Annotated in this window: 18 protein-coding genes and 2 tRNA genes; 5 read left to right on the plus strand and 15 right to left on the minus strand. The window is 71.5% G+C overall.

Translation table 11 applies throughout. From position 1 onward, the window contains the following. Window positions 1-187 precede the first annotated feature (187 nt). Together ABZV77_RS28255 and ABZV77_RS28260 are read left to right on the plus strand one after the other, a co-directional pair. Complete coding sequence (locus ABZV77_RS28255) at window positions 188-1360, plus strand: cytochrome b/b6 domain-containing protein (protein WP_356262433.1); 1173 nt, start codon at window positions 188-190, stop codon at window positions 1358-1360. Further along, on the plus strand, window positions 1357-2949 hold the full coding sequence (locus ABZV77_RS28260; protein ID WP_356262435.1) for an NADH-ubiquinone oxidoreductase-F iron-sulfur binding region domain-containing protein: 1593 nt from the start codon (window positions 1357-1359) through the stop codon (window positions 2947-2949). Before ABZV77_RS28255 ends, ABZV77_RS28260 begins: the two co-directional genes overlap by 4 nt. A gap of 85 nt (window positions 2950-3034) precedes the next feature. On the opposite strand, the gene ABZV77_RS28265 is transcribed toward ABZV77_RS28260, so the two are convergent. After that, window positions 3035-3107 (minus strand) — tRNA-Ala (locus ABZV77_RS28265). Window positions 3108-3218: 111 nt separating this feature from the next. On the opposite strand from ABZV77_RS28265, the gene ABZV77_RS28270 reads away from it, so the two are divergent. Next, window positions 3219-4433 carry a glycosyltransferase 87 family protein gene (locus ABZV77_RS28270; RefSeq protein ID WP_356262438.1) on the plus strand — a complete coding sequence of 405 codons (1215 nt, stop codon included), beginning with the start codon at window positions 3219-3221 and terminating at the stop codon, window positions 4431-4433. Here ABZV77_RS28270 and ABZV77_RS28275 read toward each other — a convergent pair. From ABZV77_RS28275 to ABZV77_RS28315, 9 genes are all read right to left on the minus strand, one after another. Continuing rightward, window positions 4402-4635, minus strand: coding sequence for a hypothetical protein (locus ABZV77_RS28275; RefSeq protein WP_306334254.1), 234 nt, complete (start codon window positions 4633-4635; stop codon window positions 4402-4404). The genes ABZV77_RS28270 and ABZV77_RS28275 overlap by 32 nt on opposite strands. A 3-nt stretch (window positions 4636-4638) precedes the next feature. Next, on the minus strand, window positions 4639-4821 hold the full coding sequence (locus tag ABZV77_RS28280) for a hypothetical protein (protein ID WP_356262441.1): 183 nt from the start codon (window positions 4819-4821) through the stop codon (window positions 4639-4641). 261 nt (window positions 4822-5082) lie between these two features. Next, a tRNA-Ala gene (locus ABZV77_RS28285) sits at window positions 5083-5155 on the minus strand. A gap of 93 nt (window positions 5156-5248) precedes the next feature. Continuing rightward, window positions 5249-5890: a histidine phosphatase family protein gene (locus ABZV77_RS28290; RefSeq protein ID WP_356262443.1), complete on the minus strand. Its 642-nt coding sequence runs from the start codon at window positions 5888-5890 to the stop codon at window positions 5249-5251. Next, window positions 5887-6330, minus strand: coding sequence for a ribosome silencing factor (gene rsfS / locus ABZV77_RS28295; protein WP_356262446.1), 444 nt, complete (start codon window positions 6328-6330; stop codon window positions 5887-5889). The genes ABZV77_RS28290 and rsfS overlap by 4 nt, the downstream gene beginning before the upstream one ends. Window positions 6331-6474: 144 nt before the next feature. Continuing rightward, complete coding sequence (locus ABZV77_RS28300) at window positions 6475-8244, minus strand: LCP family protein (RefSeq protein ID WP_356262448.1); 1770 nt, start codon at window positions 8242-8244, stop codon at window positions 6475-6477. Window positions 8245-8260: 16 nt separating this feature from the next. After that, window positions 8261-8887: a nicotinate-nucleotide adenylyltransferase gene (nadD, locus tag ABZV77_RS28305; protein WP_356262450.1), complete on the minus strand. Its 627-nt coding sequence runs from the start codon at window positions 8885-8887 to the stop codon at window positions 8261-8263. Window positions 8888-8938: 51 nt separating this feature from the next. Further along, window positions 8939-9103: a hypothetical protein gene (locus tag ABZV77_RS28310; protein ID WP_356262453.1), complete on the minus strand. Its 165-nt coding sequence runs from the start codon at window positions 9101-9103 to the stop codon at window positions 8939-8941. Window positions 9104-9189: 86 nt separating this feature from the next. After that, window positions 9190-9453, minus strand: a complete 264-nt coding sequence (locus ABZV77_RS28315) for a hypothetical protein (protein WP_356262739.1) — start codon at window positions 9451-9453, stop codon at window positions 9190-9192. Between the two features lie 99 nt (window positions 9454-9552). On the opposite strand from ABZV77_RS28315, the gene ABZV77_RS28320 reads away from it, so the two are divergent. Next, complete coding sequence (locus tag ABZV77_RS28320; RefSeq protein WP_356262455.1) at window positions 9553-10644, plus strand: M48 family metallopeptidase; 1092 nt, start codon at window positions 9553-9555, stop codon at window positions 10642-10644. Between the two features lie 15 nt (window positions 10645-10659). On the opposite strand, the gene ABZV77_RS28325 is transcribed toward ABZV77_RS28320, so the two are convergent. The 5 genes from ABZV77_RS28325 to proB all read right to left on the minus strand — a co-directional run bounded on the left by ABZV77_RS28325 (window position 10660) and on the right by proB (window position 15704). Next, window positions 10660-11760, minus strand: coding sequence for a hypothetical protein (locus ABZV77_RS28325; RefSeq protein WP_356262457.1), 1101 nt, complete (start codon window positions 11758-11760; stop codon window positions 10660-10662). Between the two features lie 66 nt (window positions 11761-11826). Further along, window positions 11827-12438 (minus strand): hypothetical protein, encoded by a 612-nt coding sequence (locus ABZV77_RS28330; protein WP_356262459.1) that lies wholly within the window; start codon window positions 12436-12438, stop codon window positions 11827-11829. A gap of 50 nt (window positions 12439-12488) precedes the next feature. Next, window positions 12489-13781: a glutamate-5-semialdehyde dehydrogenase gene (locus ABZV77_RS28335; RefSeq protein ID WP_356262461.1), complete on the minus strand. Its 1293-nt coding sequence runs from the start codon at window positions 13779-13781 to the stop codon at window positions 12489-12491. Between the two features lie 112 nt (window positions 13782-13893). After that, entirely contained in the window at window positions 13894-14382 is a 489-nt protein-coding gene (locus ABZV77_RS28340; protein ID WP_356262464.1) for a hypothetical protein, read from the minus strand. A gap of 215 nt (window positions 14383-14597) precedes the next feature. Next, window positions 14598-15704: a glutamate 5-kinase gene (gene proB / locus ABZV77_RS28345; protein ID WP_356262467.1), complete on the minus strand. Its 1107-nt coding sequence runs from the start codon at window positions 15702-15704 to the stop codon at window positions 14598-14600. A gap of 329 nt (window positions 15705-16033) precedes the next feature. On the opposite strand from proB, the gene ABZV77_RS28350 reads away from it, so the two are divergent. After that, window positions 16034-18124 carry a hypothetical protein gene (locus ABZV77_RS28350; RefSeq protein ID WP_356262470.1) on the plus strand — a complete coding sequence of 697 codons (2091 nt, stop codon included), beginning with the start codon at window positions 16034-16036 and terminating at the stop codon, window positions 18122-18124. Window positions 18125-18172 lie beyond the last annotated feature (48 nt).

Below are 18172 nucleotides of genomic sequence, written 5' to 3' on the forward strand. Positions count from 1 at the left end.
ACGCCGCACCGCCCGGGCACCACCACCCTCAGGCGTTGGCCAAGGGTTACTCCGCGTACCGCCCTCTATCGGGGCAACACCAAGATCGTGTCGCGCTTTGATAACAACGCAATAACTCAAACCCCGTACCCACCGGTATGGAGCGACTTAGCATGCGGCGGGACCGAACCATTTCGGAGCCGCCCCCATGAACCCTCTGCACCCGCACCGCAAGAGCCGTTCCCGCACCCGATCGTCTCCCCGTTCGCCGTCCCGTTCCTCCGCTCGCTCGCCCTCTCCACCACTGCCGCCCCAGGCCCTGAGCATCGGAGCGCTGCTCCTGATACCCCTGCTCGTCTTCGCGGGCAGCGACGGACTGCGGGACGCCATCGACTTCACCTCCGGCGTCCTCTCCCTGGTCTCGCTGACCGCGGCCGTGGTCTGGGGCCTGGTCGCCACCGACCGCCTGTTCCTCCACTCGCGCCAGCGCCTGCTCGCCCAGGCCGTGCACCGAGCCACCGCGATCGCCTCCGTCGGCTTCCTGCTGCTGCACGGCACCGTCAAGGTCGCGCTCGACCACGTGTCGTTGTTCGGCGCCCTGATGCCCTTCGGGCTAGGTGTCTCGGGCAGTGCCGGGCTCATCGGGCTCGGCTCGCTCGCCGGGCTCCTGATGATCACCACGGCCGTCACCGGCGCCCTGCGCAGCGCCTTCGCCTCCCCCGCGCGGATCGCGTCGCGCTGGCGGGCGCTGCACATGCTCTCCTATCCCGCCTGGTGCTCGGCGCTGATCCACGGCCTGTACGCGGGCCGTGAGCCGAAGCCTTGGGTGGTCACGCTGTACGCCCTGTGCCTGGTCGCGGTCGCCGGGGCGGTCGCGCTCCGCGCGGCACCGCGTCCGGTGAAGCGGAAGGTCGCCGCCCGCATCCTCGCCCTGCTCGAACCGGAACGCGGCACCCCGCACCGGGAGGAGCCTCCCGCGCGGGACACCGTTTCCGCCCCGCTGCCCGGCACGAACGCCACGACCCCCGCCACGGACCCCGTGGTCGGCATCTCCGCGGCCTACCGCGCGCTGTCCCCCACCGCGCCCCCGCAGCCCCCGCAGCCCACAGTCCCCCCGCCCCGCACCGAGCCCGGCGGCCGCTGGCCCGCGCCCTCCCCGCCGCCACCCGCGGAGTCCCCGTACGTCGCACCCCAGCCGACGTACGACACCGCGCCCCAGCCCGTCTACGACGCCTCGTACGACGCTCCCCTCGACCCCGCGTACGACCCGCTCCCCGATCCCGCGTACGACAGCGGCCCCGCCACCGAACCGCTGCCCCGGCCCTTTCAGGCCCCCAGCACGGGCGAGCCCTGGAACGCCGCCACCGGAGGCCACCCGTGAACGCCTCGCTCCCCGACGTCCCCGAAGTCCGCGTCGTCGGCCTGCCCCTGCTCACCTCCGGCTTCGACCTCGTCGAACGCCTCGACCTCGGCATGCACCTGAAGGTGCACGGCCCGCTGGAGCCGATGGCGGGCGAACCGCTCGCCCGCCTCGCCGAGCACATCGCGCTGCGGGGCCGGGGCGGTGCGGGCTTCCCCTTCGCCCAGAAGCTGCGGGCCGTCGCCGACGCGGCGATACGCCGCGGGGTACGCCCCGTGGTCGTCGTCAACGGCAGCGAGGACGAGCCCGCCTGCCGCAAGGACACCGTCCTGATCAACCGCGCGCCGCACCTCATCCTCGACGGCGCACTCCTCGCCGCCGAGGCCATCGGGGCCCGCACGCTGGTCGTCGGCGTCACCCGCGATTCGACCGAGGCCTCGATGCGCACCGCACTGGCCGAGCGCGGTCTCGGCAACCGGCGTGGATCGGCCCTCCGCGCGCGCGTGCAGCGCAATCCGGTACGCATGGTCACCGGGGAGTCCTCCGCCCTGGTCCGCTCGGCGGACGGCGGCCCCCCGCTGCCGCCGGGCCGCAAGGTGCGGACGTCCGACTCCGGAGTGGGCGGTGCCCCCACCCTCCTCTCCAACGCGGAGACCTTCGCCCAGCTCGCCGTCGCCGCCAGGACCGGCGCCGACCGCTACTGCCGCACCGGCCTGCGCGACGAACCCGGCACGGTCCTGCTGACCCTCTCCGGAGCGGTCGCCCGGCCGATGGTCGTCGAGGTCCCCACCGGAGTGCCCCTGCAGTACGTCCTGCAGCTCGCCGGTGCACCGGCGCTCCCCCAGGGCGTGCTGACGGGCGGCTATCACGGCAGGTGGCTCGACGGGATGACGGCACACGACGCCGTCGTCTCCCGCGCCTCCCTGGACGCCTGCGGAGGCGCGCTCGGCGCGGGCGCGATCCTGCCGATCGACGAGGGCACCTGCCCCCTGGGCGAGTCGCTGCGGGTCGCCCACTGGCTGGCCGCCGAGAGCAGCGGGCAGTGCGGCCCCTGCTACCTCGGCCTCCCCGCGGCGGCCCGGGGCCTCGCCGACGTGCTCCAGGGCGGCGGCCCGACTGCTCTCGAAGCGCTGCGCGAGGTGACCCGGGCCGTGAAGCGACGCGGCGCGTGCAAGCACCCGGACGGCTCGGCGGCCTTCCTGGAGTCGTCGATCTCGGCGTTCACGGACGACCTCGCCGCGCACGTCCTGGGCGGCGGCTGCGGCCGCCCCGTGGCGGGCGTCCTCCCCCTCCAGGAGGACACACCGCCGACAGAGGCCCCCAGTGGCCGCAAGCTGGCCGTCGACTGGACGCTCTGCCAGGGCCACGGCCTCTGCGCGGACATCGTTCCGGAGCTGATCCAGCTGGGGCCCGACGGCTTCCCCTCGGTCGCGGAAGCGTCCGTACCGCGCTACTCCGAAGCACGCGCCACACGCGCGGTGCGGCGCTGCCCCGCGCTCGCCCTGCGCATCGAGGAGGCACCGAAGGGGGCCTCCCCGTCCCGGACGACGCTGCAGGCCGCGCTCCCGCCGGGCCGCGGCCGCCGCGCGCTCGGCAGCGGAAGGCAGTGAGAACGCCGAGACGCTGAGAACGCCGAGGACAGTGAGGACATAGAAAGAGAGGGCCACCCGAATCGGGTGGCCCTCTCATATCCTGTGGAGCTAAGGAGAATTGAACTCCTGACCTCCTGCATGCCATGCAGGCGCTCTACCAACTGAGCTATAGCCCCTAGCTTGTCCGCCCGGTTCCCCCGGCGGCTTCGCCAACATTACACGGTCATACCCGTGCTCCACCAAATCGTTTCCGGTCTGGGTGGATACGCCCGGTACTGTCAGCCTTCGTGACCGTGATCGCGCTCGCCGCCACCCGCCGCCGCGTGCCTCTGGCCGCCGGGGCCTGCCTGCTCTCCTTCACGGCCTTCTGGCTCGCTCAGCGTGCCGCCGACGTCTCCATGATCGACCTGATGGTCTACCGGGCCGAGGGCGAGACCGTGCGCGCGGGCGGCGACCTCTACGCGCTGCGCACCACCGAGGCCCATCTGCCCACCACCTACCCGCCGTTCGCCGCGCTGCTCTTCACGCCGCTCACCCTGCTGGACACGGCGACCATGCGCACCCTCGCGACGCTGGGGAACCTGGCACTCCTGATCGTCTTCGTGCACCTCTCCTTGCGGATGATCCACGGCGAGCGCCACGCGCGCGTGGAGAGCGTTCTGTGGGCGTCCGCGCTCGCCGTCTGGTGCGAGCCGGTGTGGACGACGCTGCGCTACGGGCAGGTCAATCTGCTGCTCGCCGTCCTCGTCCTGTGGGACCTGTCCCGGCGCCCCGGGCACCGCTGGGCGGGCGTGGGCATCGGCGTCGCCGCGGCGATCAAGCTCACCCCCGCGCTCTTCGCGGCGTTCCTGCTGCTCACGGGGGCCGCAGAGGCCGTGCGGCGCGGTCCGTGGCGACCGGCCGTGCGGCACGCGTGCGTGGCGGCGGTGTCGTTCGCCGGGGCGACGCTCCTCGCGGCCGCCCTCCTGCCGTACGACTCACAACGCTTCTGGACCCGGATGGTCTTCGAGGCGGGCCGCGTCGGGCTTGCCGAGGACACCGCGAACCAGTCGCTGCGCGGCGTTCTCGCCCGGCTCCTGCACACCGGGGAGCCCGGCGCCCGCTGGGCCCTGGCCGCCGCCGTCACCGGCGCGCTCGGCCTCGCGGTGGCGGTGGCCGCCGCGCTGCGCGGGGAACGGGCCTGGGCCGCGCTCGCCTGCGCCGCGACGGCGCTCCTGGTGAGCCCGGTGTCGTGGTCGCACCACTGGGTCTGGTGCGTGCCGATGGTGCTGCTCCTCGGGGCGGAGGCGGCGCGCAGGGGCGGGCGGGCGCAGTGGGCGGCTGCCGGAGCCACGTACCTGGTCTTCTGCTCGTACGCCCTGTGGTGGGTTCCGCATGGAGCGGGACGGCTCGAACTCGACCAGAATTATGGCCAGATGACGCTGTCAGCCCTCTACGTAGTGGCTGCTTTCACGTTCCTGCTGGCTGCTCTCACGCGGTTGCGAACGAATAGAACCGCTTGAGAGTGCAGTGCTCGTCGAGCAACCGACCGTAGATCGGCTCCCCTTCGAGCTCGCGGTACGTCTCGATGGGGTCGCCCTTTATGATCAGCGCCCGCGCGCATTCCTCGCACCAGTACTGGTACTCCTGGTTGACCGGTTCCATGTCGCGGACGATCGGCGTACCACTGCCGCACCAATCGCATTTCCGCCTGTGCGCACCCATCGATCAGCTCCAGCTGTGGCCGCAGGCGGTACACACGTACGAGACTCCGCCGTTGTCACCGAGTACTTGGGCGACGTGGGACGAGCCGCAGGAAGGGCAGTCGAGGAGCGTGCGGAGCGCGGGCCGTGCACGTACCGCCGCCGCTTCGGGGAGGCGGTCGGCCTCTCCGAAGATGCTCGCAGGCATCGCTCTCTCCCTCCCGTCGGGTTGCGTCCCCTTCCGGCCGTCCGATTCTGCCACGGTCTGCGCGAGCCGGTCAGCGACGCATTCGTACCAGTCCGGACACGGCGCCGGGTGCGGCCACCCCCGTCCGCGCACAGGCGCACACCGAGAGCGCACTCCCTGATGAATACGCCCCGGGAGCCCCCACCGCTCAATGACCGACAGCGCAATGGCCGACAGCACAGAAAATCCCGCCCCCTGATGGGGACGGGATTTCCGGGACTGTGGAGCTAAGGAGAATTGAACTCCTGACCTCCTGCATGCCATGCAGGCGCTCTACCAACTGAGCTATAGCCCCTTGCGTTCTTCCCGCTCGGCGGGCGAACAAGAAGAACTTTAGCCTGCGACCAGCCGGAATGTGAAATCCGGCCCCGGGCGCCCACCGGGAGGCTCAGTCGTCGTCGCCGAGCACCGGTTCCGGCAGCGTGCCCGCGTTGTGCTCAAGGAGGCGCCAGCCCCGCGCGCCCCGTCCGAGGACCGACCAGCAGCAGTTGGTGAGACCGCCGAGCCCCTCCCAGTGGTGGGGCTCGAGGCCGAGGAGACGGCCGATCGTCGTGCGGATGGTGCCGCCGTGGCTGACCACCACCAGCGTGCCGTCCTCGGGCAGCTTCTCGGCGTGCCGCAGCACGACGGGAGCGGCCCGGTCGGCGACCTCGGTCTCCAGCTCGCCGCCGCCGCGGCGCACCGCCTCACCGCGCTTCCACGCGGCGTACTGATCGCCGAAGCGGGCGATGATCTCGTCGTGCGTCAGACCCTGCCAAGCACCGGCATACGTCTCCTGGAGCGCCTCCTCGTGCGTGACGGGGAGGTCGGTGATCGCGGAGAGCTCAGCAGCCGTGGCCGCGGCGCGCTTGAGGTCGGAGGCGACTATGGCGTCCGGCTTCAGGGAGGCGAGCAGCCGGGCGGCGCGCCTGGCCTGGGCGACACCCGTCTCGGTCAGCTCGATGTCCGTGGAGCCCTGGAAGCGCCGCTCCAGGTTCCACGCCGTCTGGCCGTGCCGCCACAGGATGATCCGCGGGCCGCGGTGGGTCACCGCAGCTCACCGTCCAGGTCGGCCTCCTCCGCGGCCTGGTGCTCGGCGTGCTCGGCGGCCTTGCCGCGGGTCGCCTTGGCGTCCTCGGGCAGGTCAATCTCGGGGCAGTCCTTCCACAGGCGCTCGAGCGCGTAGAAGACACGCTCCTCGCTGTGCTGGACGTGCACCACGATGTCCACGTAGTCGAGGAGGATCCAGCGGGCGTCGCGGTCTCCCTCGCGGCGGACCGGCTTGGCGCCGAGCTGCTTGTTCAGCTGCTCCTCGATCTCGTCGACGATCGACTTGACCTGGCGGTCGTTGGGTGCGGAGGCGAGCAGGAAGGCGTCCGTGATCGACAGCACGTCGCTGACGTCGTACGCGATGATGTCGTGCGCGAGCTTGTCGGCAGCCGCCTGGGCGGCGACAGTGATGAGCTCGGTGGAGCGGTCCGTGGCGGTCACTAGTGAGCTTTCCTTCGGCTGGTGGATACACCCCAAGGGTCTCACGGACCGCCGACAGCGCCCCAGACGATTACGTCACCGCCTCGGCGCGGGCCCTCCACGGCCATGGCGCGGGCGGCTCGACACCGCCCGCGCCGACCGCTCTCACCCGGTCCGGTAGTCCTGTCCGAGCACTACGGAGACGTCGGCGTTGGCTGCCGTCTTCCCCTTGCGGACCGCGCTCGCCGGCAGGCCCAGGGTCTTGGCGACCTCGGCGGCCTGCGTCTTCTTGTCCGCGTCGGCGTAGGTGACCTGCGATGCGGGCTGGGCCGCCGAGCCCGCGCCGCCGTCGATGAAGGTGTAGCCGCCGTTGACCAGGGAGACCCGGGCGTCCTGGGTCGCGGCCTTCTTCCCGGAGGCGTTCTTGACGCCGACCCGTACGGCCGCGTCCTTCTCCGGGCTCTTCACCGCGCCGCCGAGGACGTCCTTGACCACGGCCTCGCCCGCGCCGTCGGTCAGCGTGCCGTTCTGCTGCACCGGCAGCAGCGTGGTCTTGTAGTCGCCGCCCTTCGCGCGGTCGGCGAGCTTGGCGAGGAAGGCGCCGAGGTCCTTCTCCTCCAGGGAGGGATCGAGGATCTGGGCGAGCGACTGCACGGTGGTCGTGGCCGCCTGCGGGTCCGACGACAGCTTGCGCAGGACGCCCTGCATGACCGCGCCGAAGCGCTGGAGCTGGTCGGCCTCCGTCTCGCCGGCCGCGCGGTAGGTGGCGTACGCGACGGCCATCGGCCCGCTCAGGGTCTGCTGCTCGCCCTTCTTGACGAGGGGCGCCTCGCCCTTCTTGGCCTTGGGGTCGGGCACGTCGGTGTCCGTGGTGACGTCGATGTTGCCGACGAGCTCGACGAGGTTGTTCAGGTACGGGGTGTCCAGCCGCCAGGTGCCCTCGACCTGGGTGCCGAGCACCGTGTCGATCGAGTCGCGGGTGCCGGTCGAGCCGTCGTCGTCGACGGACTTGCCGAGCGTCGTCGGCGTGCCGTCGTCGTCCGAGACGGCGAGGGAGTTCGGCAGCAGGACGGTGGCGCCCCGCTCCGTGGTGGCGTTGTTCACCAGGAGCGCGGTGGAGGTCCCGCCGCCCTTGGTGTTGTGCAGGTGCAGGACGACCACGTCGCGCTTCTGCGGTCCGGTCGCGGCTGCCGCGCCGCCCTTGTCGTCGGACTGGCCGGGCAGCTTGCCCGCGAACCACAGGTAGCCGACGCCGCCCGCGATCACCAGGGCGAGGACCACGACGAGCGCGACGACCCGGGAACGCCCGCGCCGCTTGGCCTCCTCGCGCCGCTCGGTCCGGCTCTCGGTGAACTTCAGCCAGTCGATGACGTCTTCGGATTCCTCGTCCGGCTCCTCGATGAACGAGAACTGCTCGGTCTTGTACTCACCCGGCTGTTCACGCCGCGCCCCGCGCTCCGGCGCACGCCGCGCGGGCTCCGGCTGCTGCGGCGGCTGCGGCGGCTGTCGCCGAGGCGGCTGCTGGGGCTCCGGCGCGGCTTCCGGCTGGGGCTCCGGCGCGGGCCGCTGCTGCTGCTGCGGGATCCATCCCGTGTCCTGGGCCGCGGTCGTACCGTAGGAGGCACCGGTGTTGTCGTACGAGGTTCCGGCGCCGCCGTACGCGCCGTAGGTCCCGTTCTCGTACCCCTGCTGCTGTCCGCCCTGCTGCGGCCCGCCCGCGTACGGGTCGTAGCCGTACCCCTGGTGCTGCTGGGTCTGCTGGTGCTGCTGCTGGGTCTGCTGCTGAGGCACCTGGGGCTGCGGCTGCGTCGGCTGGACCTGCTGGTACACCGGCCGCCCGTACTCGTCGTACCCGACGACCTGGTACTGATCAGCCGCGTACTCGCCCGCATACGGGTCGCTGCCCGCATACGGGTCGTACTGTCGGTCGTTCACCGGTGCCCCTCTCGGCTCATTCGCCGCGGTACAGCTCGCGCTTGTCGATATAACGCACCACGCCGTCGGGCACCAGGTACCAGACCGGGTCTCCCTTGGCGACCCGCGCGCGGCAGTCCGTGGACGAGATGGCCAGGGCGGGCACCTCCACCAGGGAGACGCCGCCCTTGGGCAGTCCGGGGTCGGCCAGCGTGTGGCCCGGCCGGGTGACCCCGATGAAGTGCGCGAGGGAGAACAGCTCTTCCGTGTCCCGCCAGGTGAGGATCTGGCCGAGGGCGTCGGCGCCCGTGATGAAGAAGAGGTCCGTGTCGGGGTTGAGGGCACGCAGATCGCGCAGCGTGTCCGTCGTGTAGGTGGCCCCGCCGCGGTCGATGTCGATGCGGCTGACCGAGAACTGCGGGTTCTCCGCCGTCGCGATGACCGTCATCAGATAGCGGTCCTCGGCGGGCGAGACCTGCTTGTCGCTCTTCTGCCACGGCTGGCCGGTCGGCACGAACACCACCTCGTCGAGGTGGAATTGCGCCGCGACCTCACTGGCCGCCACGAGGTGTCCGTGGTGGATCGGATCAAACGTTCCGCCCATGACGCCCAGGCGGCGCTTGCCGTTGCTCACCGGACCGGTAGGCATGTCCTGCTCTCCCATGCGTGCAGACCCTACCGGCCCGGCGGACGGGCTCTGTTTCAGCGGTCCCGTTCAGCGGTCCCGATTGAAGCGGGTGGTGATCCACAGGAGCACCAGGAGGATGACGAACGCGCCGCCACCGGTGAGGAGGGGGCTGAGGCTTTCGTGGTTGCCGCCGTGCTCGCCGCCCTCGGAGGCGAGAGTGACCAGCTGGGCGGCGTTGCTGTGGAGGCTCATCTCAGGCAGGACCTATCCGGAGGTGGGATGGACATAAAGACTTCGGGCCCATCGTAAGCGGGAGGCCCCTTCCGCCTTACGTCGACTCAGCCGTTGCGGTTGTCGGCACCCTCGTCGACGCTCTTGTCAGCACCCTCGTCGGTGCTCTTGTCGCTGCCGGTGCCAGGACCCGTACCCGTACCCGCACCCGTACCGCTGCCCTGCCGGTAACCGCGCAACAGGAACCAGCCGACCAGTACGCATCCGACGACCATGACGATCAGCACGATCCGCAGCAGATTGCCCGGTCCCTGCTGCTGCGCGGCCTTGGCCGCCTCCGTGAGCCAGTCGGCCCCAGGGTTGTGCTCCATGACGGAAGACTCCTTCTGTGTGCTGCCCTGTCACGGTATCTCCGCCTAGGCTTGGCCCCACCTCGGGGGCACGAGAGGACGAGACATGGGGGATGCGGCATGACCGACGACAACCACCGCGACGGGGACGGCGAGGGCCACGAGCGGGTGCCGAGCCGACAGCGCAGGCGCTTCCCCGGCATCTCGTCGCGGGCCTACGAGCACCCGGCGGACCGCTCGGCCCTGGTGGCCCTGCGCAAGCTCAGCGGCTTCGACACGGTCTTCAAGGCCCTCAGCGGCCTGCTCCCCGAGCGGAGCCTGAGGCTCCTGTTCCTGTCGGACTCCGTGCGCGTGTCCGACGCGCAGTTCACGCACCTCAACACCATGCTGCGGGACGCCTGTTACATCCTGGACCTGGAGAAGGTCCCGCCGATGTACGTCAACCAGGACCCGAATCCGAACGCGATGTGCATCGGCCTGGACGAGCCGATCATCGTCGTGACGACGGGCCTGGTCGAGCTGCTCGACGAGGAGGAGATGCGGGCGGTCGTCGGCCACGAGGTGGGCCACGCCCTCTCCGGCCACTCCGTATACCGCACGATCCTGCTGTTCCTCACGAACCTCGCCCTCAAGGTCGCGTGGATCCCGCTCGGCAACGTCGCGATCATGGCGATCGTGACGGCGCTGCGCGAGTGGTTCCGCAAGTCCGAGCTATCGGCGGACCGGGCGGGCCTGCTGGTCGGGCAGGACCTGAAGGCCTCGATGCGCGGCCTGATGAAGCTCGCGGGCGGCAACCACCTGCACGAGATGAACGTGGACGCGTTCCTGGAGCAGGCCGAGGAGTACGAGGCCGGGGGCGACCTGCGCGACTCCGTGCTGAAGATCCTCAACGTCCTGCCGCGCACGCACCCCTTCGCCGCGGTCCGCGCCGCCGAGCTGAAGAAGTGGGCCGAATCGCGCGACTTCCAGCGGATCATGGACGGCCACTACCCCCGCCGCGACGAGGACAAGGACACCTCGGTCTCCGACTCCTTCCGGCAGTCGGCGTCGTCGTACGCGGACAACATGCGCAGCAGCAAGGACCCGCTGATGAAGCTGGTCAACGACCTTGCGGGCGGCGCGGGCGACCTGGGCGGCAAGCTGCGCGGCAGGTTCACCGGGCAGGGCGGCCAGGACAACGGCGGCAGCGCGCCGGAGGACAAGCAGCCGTAGCCGCACGGACCCGGCTCAGGACGCGGAGAGCGAAGGCTGGGCCGACGCCGCGAGCGACCCGCACAGCGGCGTCGCGCCCCCGGTCGCGTACGGATCGGTACCGGCCGGGCCGCCCGCCTTCGCCTTCTCCCCGGCGAGCAGCGGCCGCAGATGGCTCGCCGACTCGGCGGCGCAGGCCAGCGGGCCCGCCTGGGTGACGGAGCTGAGCAGCTCGGCCCGGTGCATCCGCAGGTCGTCGCGGTCGAAGCGGAAGTGCAGCTCGCGGCGGACGGTGAACAGGGACGCCTTCGCCTGCTCGTCGTCGGCGCCCTTGGCGCTCCCGGCGTCCGGGGCCCCGCGCAGCGCGTAGACGAACGTGTGGTCCGAGGTCACCTCGAGGGTGTTCTTGTCGGTCTCGACGATCCGCAGCGTGCCCTCGGTCCTGACCCTCTTGTCGGCGAGCGCGGTGCGCGCCGGGTCGAACCGCACGAGCCAGCCGGTCGCCGCATGCCGCCCGTCGGCCTCCGGGCGGGCGAGACTCTGGTCGAACTGGGCGTACTGCTCGGGGTCGATGAGGAGGCGCACGTCGCGCGGTGAGCCGCCGACGAGCACGTCCGGGTCGAGCGCGGACTCGACCAGATAGTCCTTGGCGGTGACCAGCGCCGCCATCACCTGGCTGTCCGAGAAGTGTGAAGTGCGGCGCGCGGGCGGGAGGTTGATGCCTCCGGCGCCCACCCGGAGCTCCGCGGCCGGGCTGTGCGCGTAGAGGTCGGAGACGCTCCTGGAGCCGGGCACGCGGCCCGTCGGTGCGAGGGGCGTCACCGTCATGCGCAGCGGTTCGGGGCGCTTGGCCGCCGGGGACTGATACGGACTGCGCAGGCCCATGTAGATCGCGGTGCCGAAGGCGACCGCTATCAGCACGACGAGTATCAACAGCTGCCGGGAGAGCGTCCGGTGGAGGCCGGGGCGGCGGCGCACGGCGCGCGTGTGGTCGCCCATGCGCTCCTGCGCGGAGAACTCCTGGAGGCGGGCAGCCCGCACGAACGACTCGTCGAAGACCACCGACCGATACTCGTCCTCGCCACCGCTGGGAGCGCCCTCGGGTGTCCCCGCGGGTGGATCTCCTGGCCCGCCCATACCTTCAGGGTAGGTCTCCGGGCCCCCAGGTAAACGCCCTGGTACGCGACAAGTTCCGACAATCCTTCACGGCGTGCGCGGCACCGCGGGCACGGCGGACTGGCTGAACTCGGCCGAGACCGAGGGGCTGGGCGACGCCTCCTTGTCGGCGCTCTGCCCGACCTCGGTGGAGGCGGGCGCGGGCACCTGGCCCTGGCCGCCCGACGAGGCACCCCGATAGACGGCGGTGAAGGCGAGGGCGACCATGCCTATGCCCATCAGGAGGGCGAGCATCCAGGCTATGGGGCGATGCCAGCGGACCTGGCCGGGGTGGCGGCCCGGGCGGCCGTACCCCCCGGGTGGGTCGTGTTCGTAGGCGTCGTCCAGGTCGTCGTCGCGGCCGAACTCGGCGCCGTCGTCGGGGCCGAACCCGTCCTCGTACAGCTCGTCGTCCGCCGTGTCGTGGCCACGGCCACGGGTGCGCGCCCGGCGGGCCTCCGTCTCGGAGGCCTCGGCGCGCGCCTGGGCGGCTGCCAGCAGCCGCTCCACGGCGGTCGGTTCATGGATCTCCGCGGCTCGCACGAAGTCCTCGTCGAAGACCACGGAGGCGAACTCTTCGTCCGCACCCCCGCGGTCGCGGTCGTCGTCGGGCTCCCAGCCGTCAGGGAAAGACGGCGTGCCCCCCACGTCCTCCGGCACCCCTCCAGCCTAGACCCGGAAGGGGCAATTTGGGCAGACGGTACGGGAATTCAGCGGATGTGACCGTCGCCCGTGACGATGTACTTGGTGGAGGTCAGCTCGGGCAGTCCCATCGGGCCGCGCGCGTGCAGCTTCTGGGTGGAGATGCCGATCTCGGCGCCGAAGCCGAACTGGCCGCCGTCGGTGAAGCGCGTCGAGGCGTTCACGGCGACCGTGGTGGAGTCCACGAGCTGGGTGAAGCGGCGGGCGGCCCGCTGCGAGGTGGTGACGATGGCCTCGGTGTGCCCGGACGTCCACAGCCGGATGTGCTCGACGGCCTGCTCCAGCGTGTCGACGACGGCGGCCGCGATGTCGTACGAGAGGTACTCGGTCTCCCAGTCCTCGGTGGTCGCGGGGACGACCGTGGCCTTGCTGCCCTCGGCGTAGGTGATGGCGCGCTCGTCCGCGTGGACGGTGACACCGGCCTCGGCGAGGGCGTCCAGGGCGCGCGGCAGGAACGCGTCGGCGATGTCCCGGTGCACGAGCAGGGTCTCGGCGGCGTTGCAGACGCTGGGGCGCTGCGCCTTGGAGTTGATCAGGATGTCCACGGCCATGTCGAGGTCGGCCTCGGCGTCCACGTACACGTGGCAGTTGCCGGTGCCGGTCTCGATGACGGGGACGGTGGACTCCTCGACGACGGTCCTGATCAGCGAGGCGCCGCCGCGCGGGATGAGGACGTCGACGAGGCCGCGGGCGCGCATGAGCTCGCGCACGGAGTCGCGGTTCTCGCCCGGGACGAGCTGGACGGCGTCGGCGGGCAGTCCCGCGCCGTGCACCGCGTCGCGCAGGACGCGCACGAGGGCGGCGTTCGACGCGTACGCCGAGGACGAGCCGCGCAGCAGGACGGCGTTGCCGGACTTCAGACAGAGGGCGGCCGCGTCCACGGTGACGTTCGGGCGGGCCTCGTAGATGATCCCGACGACGCCGAGGGGGACGCGGACCTGGCGCAGGTCGATGCCGTTGGGGAGCGTCGAGCCGCGGACGACCTCGCCGACCGGGTCGGGCAGGGCGGCCACGTCGCGCACGTCGGCGGCGATGGCGCGGACCCGCTCGGGGGTGAGGGTGAGCCGGTCGACGATCGACTCACTGGTGCCGGCCTCGCGGGCGCGCTCCGTGTCCTTGCCGTTGGCCTCGACGATCTCGGCGGTCCGCACCTCGAGCGCGTCGGCGATCGCGAGCAGCGCGTCGTCCTTGGCGGCGCGCGGCTGTGGGGCGAGCGTGGCGGCGGCGCCGCGGGCGCGGTAGGCGGCCTGGGCGACCGGCGAGAGGTTGTCGTAGGGCGAGACGGGAGAGAGCGACGTCATGCCCGCAGGGTAATCCCCGTGCGGGGAGCGTCCACCCGGTATCCCATTCCCCGAGACCGGCTCCGGGGTGTGCCATTGGAGCAGAGGATCGGCGCCCCGTCGGGACGACGGCTCAAAACGGGTGCACACCGACGGGGGTGGCCGGTAACGGTCCGTAACCCTCCGCGATGCGTTGGTGATATGTGTCGCGGCCGATCACTTCGAGCCCCACGATCTCCCACGGGGGCAGCTGCGCGCTCTGCCGGTGCTCGCCCCACAGCCGCAGCGCGACCGCGGCGGCGTCGTGCAGGTCGCGGGCCTCCTCCCAGTAGCGGATCTCCGCGTGGTCCGGCGCGTACCTGCTGGTGAGCAGAAAGGGATGGTCGTGGGCGAGCTGCTCCAGGCCCCGCCTGACCTCGTCGAGCGGCGCTTCGGTGCCCGAGACGCTCAGCGTGACGTGCCAGAGGCGGGGCGTCTCGACCGGCTCGCCCTCCCGGCCCTCGCCCGCGTCGGCCGCGCGTGGCCCGTGCGGATCGCTCTCGTACGCCGTCCCCGCGGCGACGCTCGTCAGCGCCCGCTCAGCCGAGCCGCGGGACGCCGCCCCTGGGCGCACTCGTCTCACGACGGCCTCCTTTACGCAATGGTGTGCCGATACGCAACGGTCATGCAGAACTGTCTTCAACAAAGTTGAGCAGGCCAAGCAGTCCCGCGGGGCGGTTTTGGGGAGTTTCACCTTCCGCGGGGCGGTCGGCCGGGGCCGTGCGCGACGGTTTTCAGCCGGGGCGGGTGAGGCGTATGGGACGGATGGTCCGACGCCACCTGGGGCTTTCCCGCGGGCTATCCGTGCAGCAGGACGAGGTCGTCCCGGTGCACGACCTCCCGCTCGTACGCAGGTCCGAGTTCCCGTGCGAGGTCCCGCGTGGAGCGCCCGATGAGCAACGGGATCTCCTTGGCGTCGAAGTTCACCAGACCGCGCGCCACCGCCCGGCCCCCGGCGTCCCGCAGCTCGACGGGGTCGCCCGCGGTGAACTCCCCCTCGACCGCGGCGATCCCGGCGGGCAGCAGCGACTTGCGCCCCTCGACGACCGCGCGCACCGCGCCCTCGTCCAGGGTGAGGGCGCCCCGCGGCTCGGAGGCGTGCTGCAGCCACAGCAGACGGTCGGCGGAGCGGCGTCCCGTGCGGTGGAAGTACGTGCCGGTGGCGCGGCCCGCGAGGGCGTCGCCCGCCTGGCTCGCGGAGGTGAGGACGACCGGAATGCCCGCGGCCGCGGCGATCCGTGCCGCCTCGACCTTGGTGACCATGCCGCCCGTGCCGACGCCCGCCTTGCCCGCGCTGCCGATCTCGACGTGCGCCATGTCGGCGGGGCCCGTGACCTCGTCGATGCGGGAGGTGCCGGGCTTCGCGGGGTCGCCGTCGTAGAGACCGTCCACGTCGGAGAGGAGGACGAGGAGGTCGGCGTGGACGAGGTGGGCGACGAGGGCGGCGAGCCGGTCGTTGTCGCCGAAGCGGATCTCGGCGGTGGCCACGGTGTCGTTCTCGTTCACGACCGGCAGCGCGCCCATCGCGAGCAGCTGGTCGAGGGTGCGCGAGGCGTTGCGGTGGTGGGCCCTGCGGGCCATGTCGTCGGAGGTGAGGAGCACCTGTCCGACGCGTACGCCGTAGCGCGCGAAGGAGGCCGTGTAGCGGGCCACGAGCAGGCCCTGGCCCACGCTGGCCGCGGCCTGCTGGCGGGCGAGGTCCTTGGGGCGGCGCACCAGGCCGAGCGGGGAGAGGCCCGCGGCGATGGCGCCGGACGAGACGAGCACGATCTCGCGCCTGCCGCCGTCGCGGCTCTTGGCGAGCACGTCGACGAGGGCGTCAACACGGTCCGCGTCCAGGCCCCCCGATGCGGTGGTCAGGGACGACGACCCGACCTTGACGACGACCCGCCGGGCCTCTGCCACTGACTGCCTTGCCGCTGCCACGCTCTTCCCCAAATGATCCCGATGCCCCGGACCTGCGATCCCCGGACCTGCAATCTACGTGAGGCACCGGGCCCGGCGCCTTCCCGTTCCGAAGGGCGGACCGGGGCCTGAGGGGCCTGTGGGACCGGGCCCCGAGGGAGTGGACGTATTCACGTCAGAGGCGAAAATCGGCCTGGAGGTTCAGTCCCTTTGACCCTTTATCCGGTGATTGACGTCACGGAAGATTGCTAGGGAGCCACTGCACGTCATACGGTCAGTGGTCGACTTCCCCCCATTCCCTCTGACACCCCCGCCAGGAGCCCAAGCCCGTGCCCTCTGCCGGACTCGCCCCCCGACGCATCGTGCAGCTGTCCGCGCTGTTCGCGATGTTCGCGCTCTTCGCGACACAGCTCGCGACCGCGCTGATCCCCTACGTCCCGGTGTTCGTCGCCGCGGCCGCCGCGAACCTCGCGCTGGACATCTATCTGCAGTACAAGCAGCCGGGCCTCCTCTCCCTCCTTGGCAAGATCCGCTTCGACGTCACGGTGCGCCAGCTCCTGCGCGACATGCTGATCCTGGTCGGCCTGCTGCGCATCGACGGCATCGAGCCGCTGGCCGAGCAGTCGCCGCTGACGATCGCGCTGCTCTCGTTCTACGTGCTGCACTTCGGCTGCCAGGCCGTCGCCGTGCTGGTGCGCCGCACCCGCTCGCTGCCGATCGTCACGCGCAACATCGACACGTCGAAGCTGCACCTGACGGCCGCCCCGCCGCGGATCCTGTCCCGCCGCCAGGCCCACCGCCTGCTGACCTTCTCGGTCCCGACGACGGTCGGCCTGCTGGTCACCGCGGCGACCACCGACGCGTACTGGGGCGGCATCGGGCTCGCCGTCTCCATCCTGCTGATCGGTGCCGGTGCGCTCCACCTCGCCACCTGGCTGCTGCCGAAGAAGCGGGCGCTGCACGACCAGAAGGTCATGGAGTGGCTCGACGAGTGGCTCGCCGACTACAAGCCGACCGTCGCCATGTACTTCTCGGGCGGCACGACGTCCGCGTACCAGGCGAACATGTGGCTCTCCACGCTCTCCGAGCTCGACGGCAAGCCGCTGATCGTGCTGCGCGAGCGCTTCATGGTGCAGAAGATCGACGCGACGGACGTCCCGATCATCTGCTTCCCGAAGGTCGCCACGATGTTCTCGCTGGAGACGTCGACGCTGAAGATGATGCTGCACCCGGCGAATGCCGCGAAGACCTCGCAGGTCCTGCGCATCCCGACGATCAAGCACGCCTTCATCAACCACGGCGAGAGCGACAAGCTCTCCTCCTGCAACCCCTACGCGAAGGCGTACGACGAGGTGTGGGTGGCGGGCCCCGCGGCCCGCGACCGCTACCAGCTCGCGGACATCGGCGTCGAGGACAAGGACGTGGTCGAGGTCGGCCGCCCGCAGCTGTCCCCGATCCGCCCGTACGTCGGCGCGCCCACCAGCGCGTTCACGACCGTTCTGTACGCCCCCACCTGGGAGGGCTGGGACGGCAACCCCGGCAACACCTCGGTGGTCCTGGCGGGCGAGAACATCGTCCGTGAGCTCCTCGCGGACCCGGCCGTACGCCTCGTCTACAAGCCGCACCCGATGACCGGCTCGCAGAACCCGCTCGCGGGCGCCGCGAACGAGCGCATCAAGGCGATGATCCTCGCCGCCAACACCAAGCGGTCCGGCGCCCGCCCCGGTGCCGACGCCGCGGCCGAGCTGGTCGCCCGCGCCGCCGACCTGGACCGGCTCACCGCGCGGAGCTTCCGCAAGAGCGCGGACGAACAGGAGCGGATGATGCTCCAGGGCGCCCCCGAGGGCGACCAGCAGGCGCAGGTGGCGGCGGCGACGGCCGCGTGGGAGACCGCGTTCTGGGCCTCCTTCCCCGAGTGGGAGCACCAGATCATCACCACCGCGCGCCCCGCGATCTTCAACTGCTTCAACCAGGCCGACCTGCTGATCAGCGACGTCTCCTCGGTCGTCTCCGACTGGCTGAGCAGCGAGAAGCCGTACGCGGTCGCCAACACCGCGGGCATGACGGAGGCGGAGTTCCGCGCGAGCTTCCCGACGGCGTCCGCGGCGACGATCCTTAACCCCGAGGCGGACGGCGTGGCTGCCCTTCTGAAGGCCGTACGCGCCCCGGAGCTCGACTCCCACGCCGAGGCCCGCGCCGGGCTCAAGGAGCACCTCCTGGGCCCGTCCGACCCGCCTTCCCTGGTCCGCTTCAACGCCGCGGCGCTCGCGCTGAGCGCCCAGGCCGACGAGCGCCGTGCCCGCATGGCCTCCCGCGTCGACGCGGACATCCCGGGCCAGCGCGTCGCTGAGGAAGCGGCGGAGGAGATGGAGCAGGACCCGACGGAGTCGAACGGCGCGGAGGACACGGTCACCGCGTGACCGTCTGAAGACGCCTGAGGACGCCTGAGCGCGCCTGTACGCGAACGA

The sequence above is a fragment of the Streptomyces sp. NPDC004732 genome, assembly GCF_040609235.1.
GTDB lineage: Bacteria > Actinomycetota > Actinomycetes > Streptomycetales > Streptomycetaceae > Streptomyces.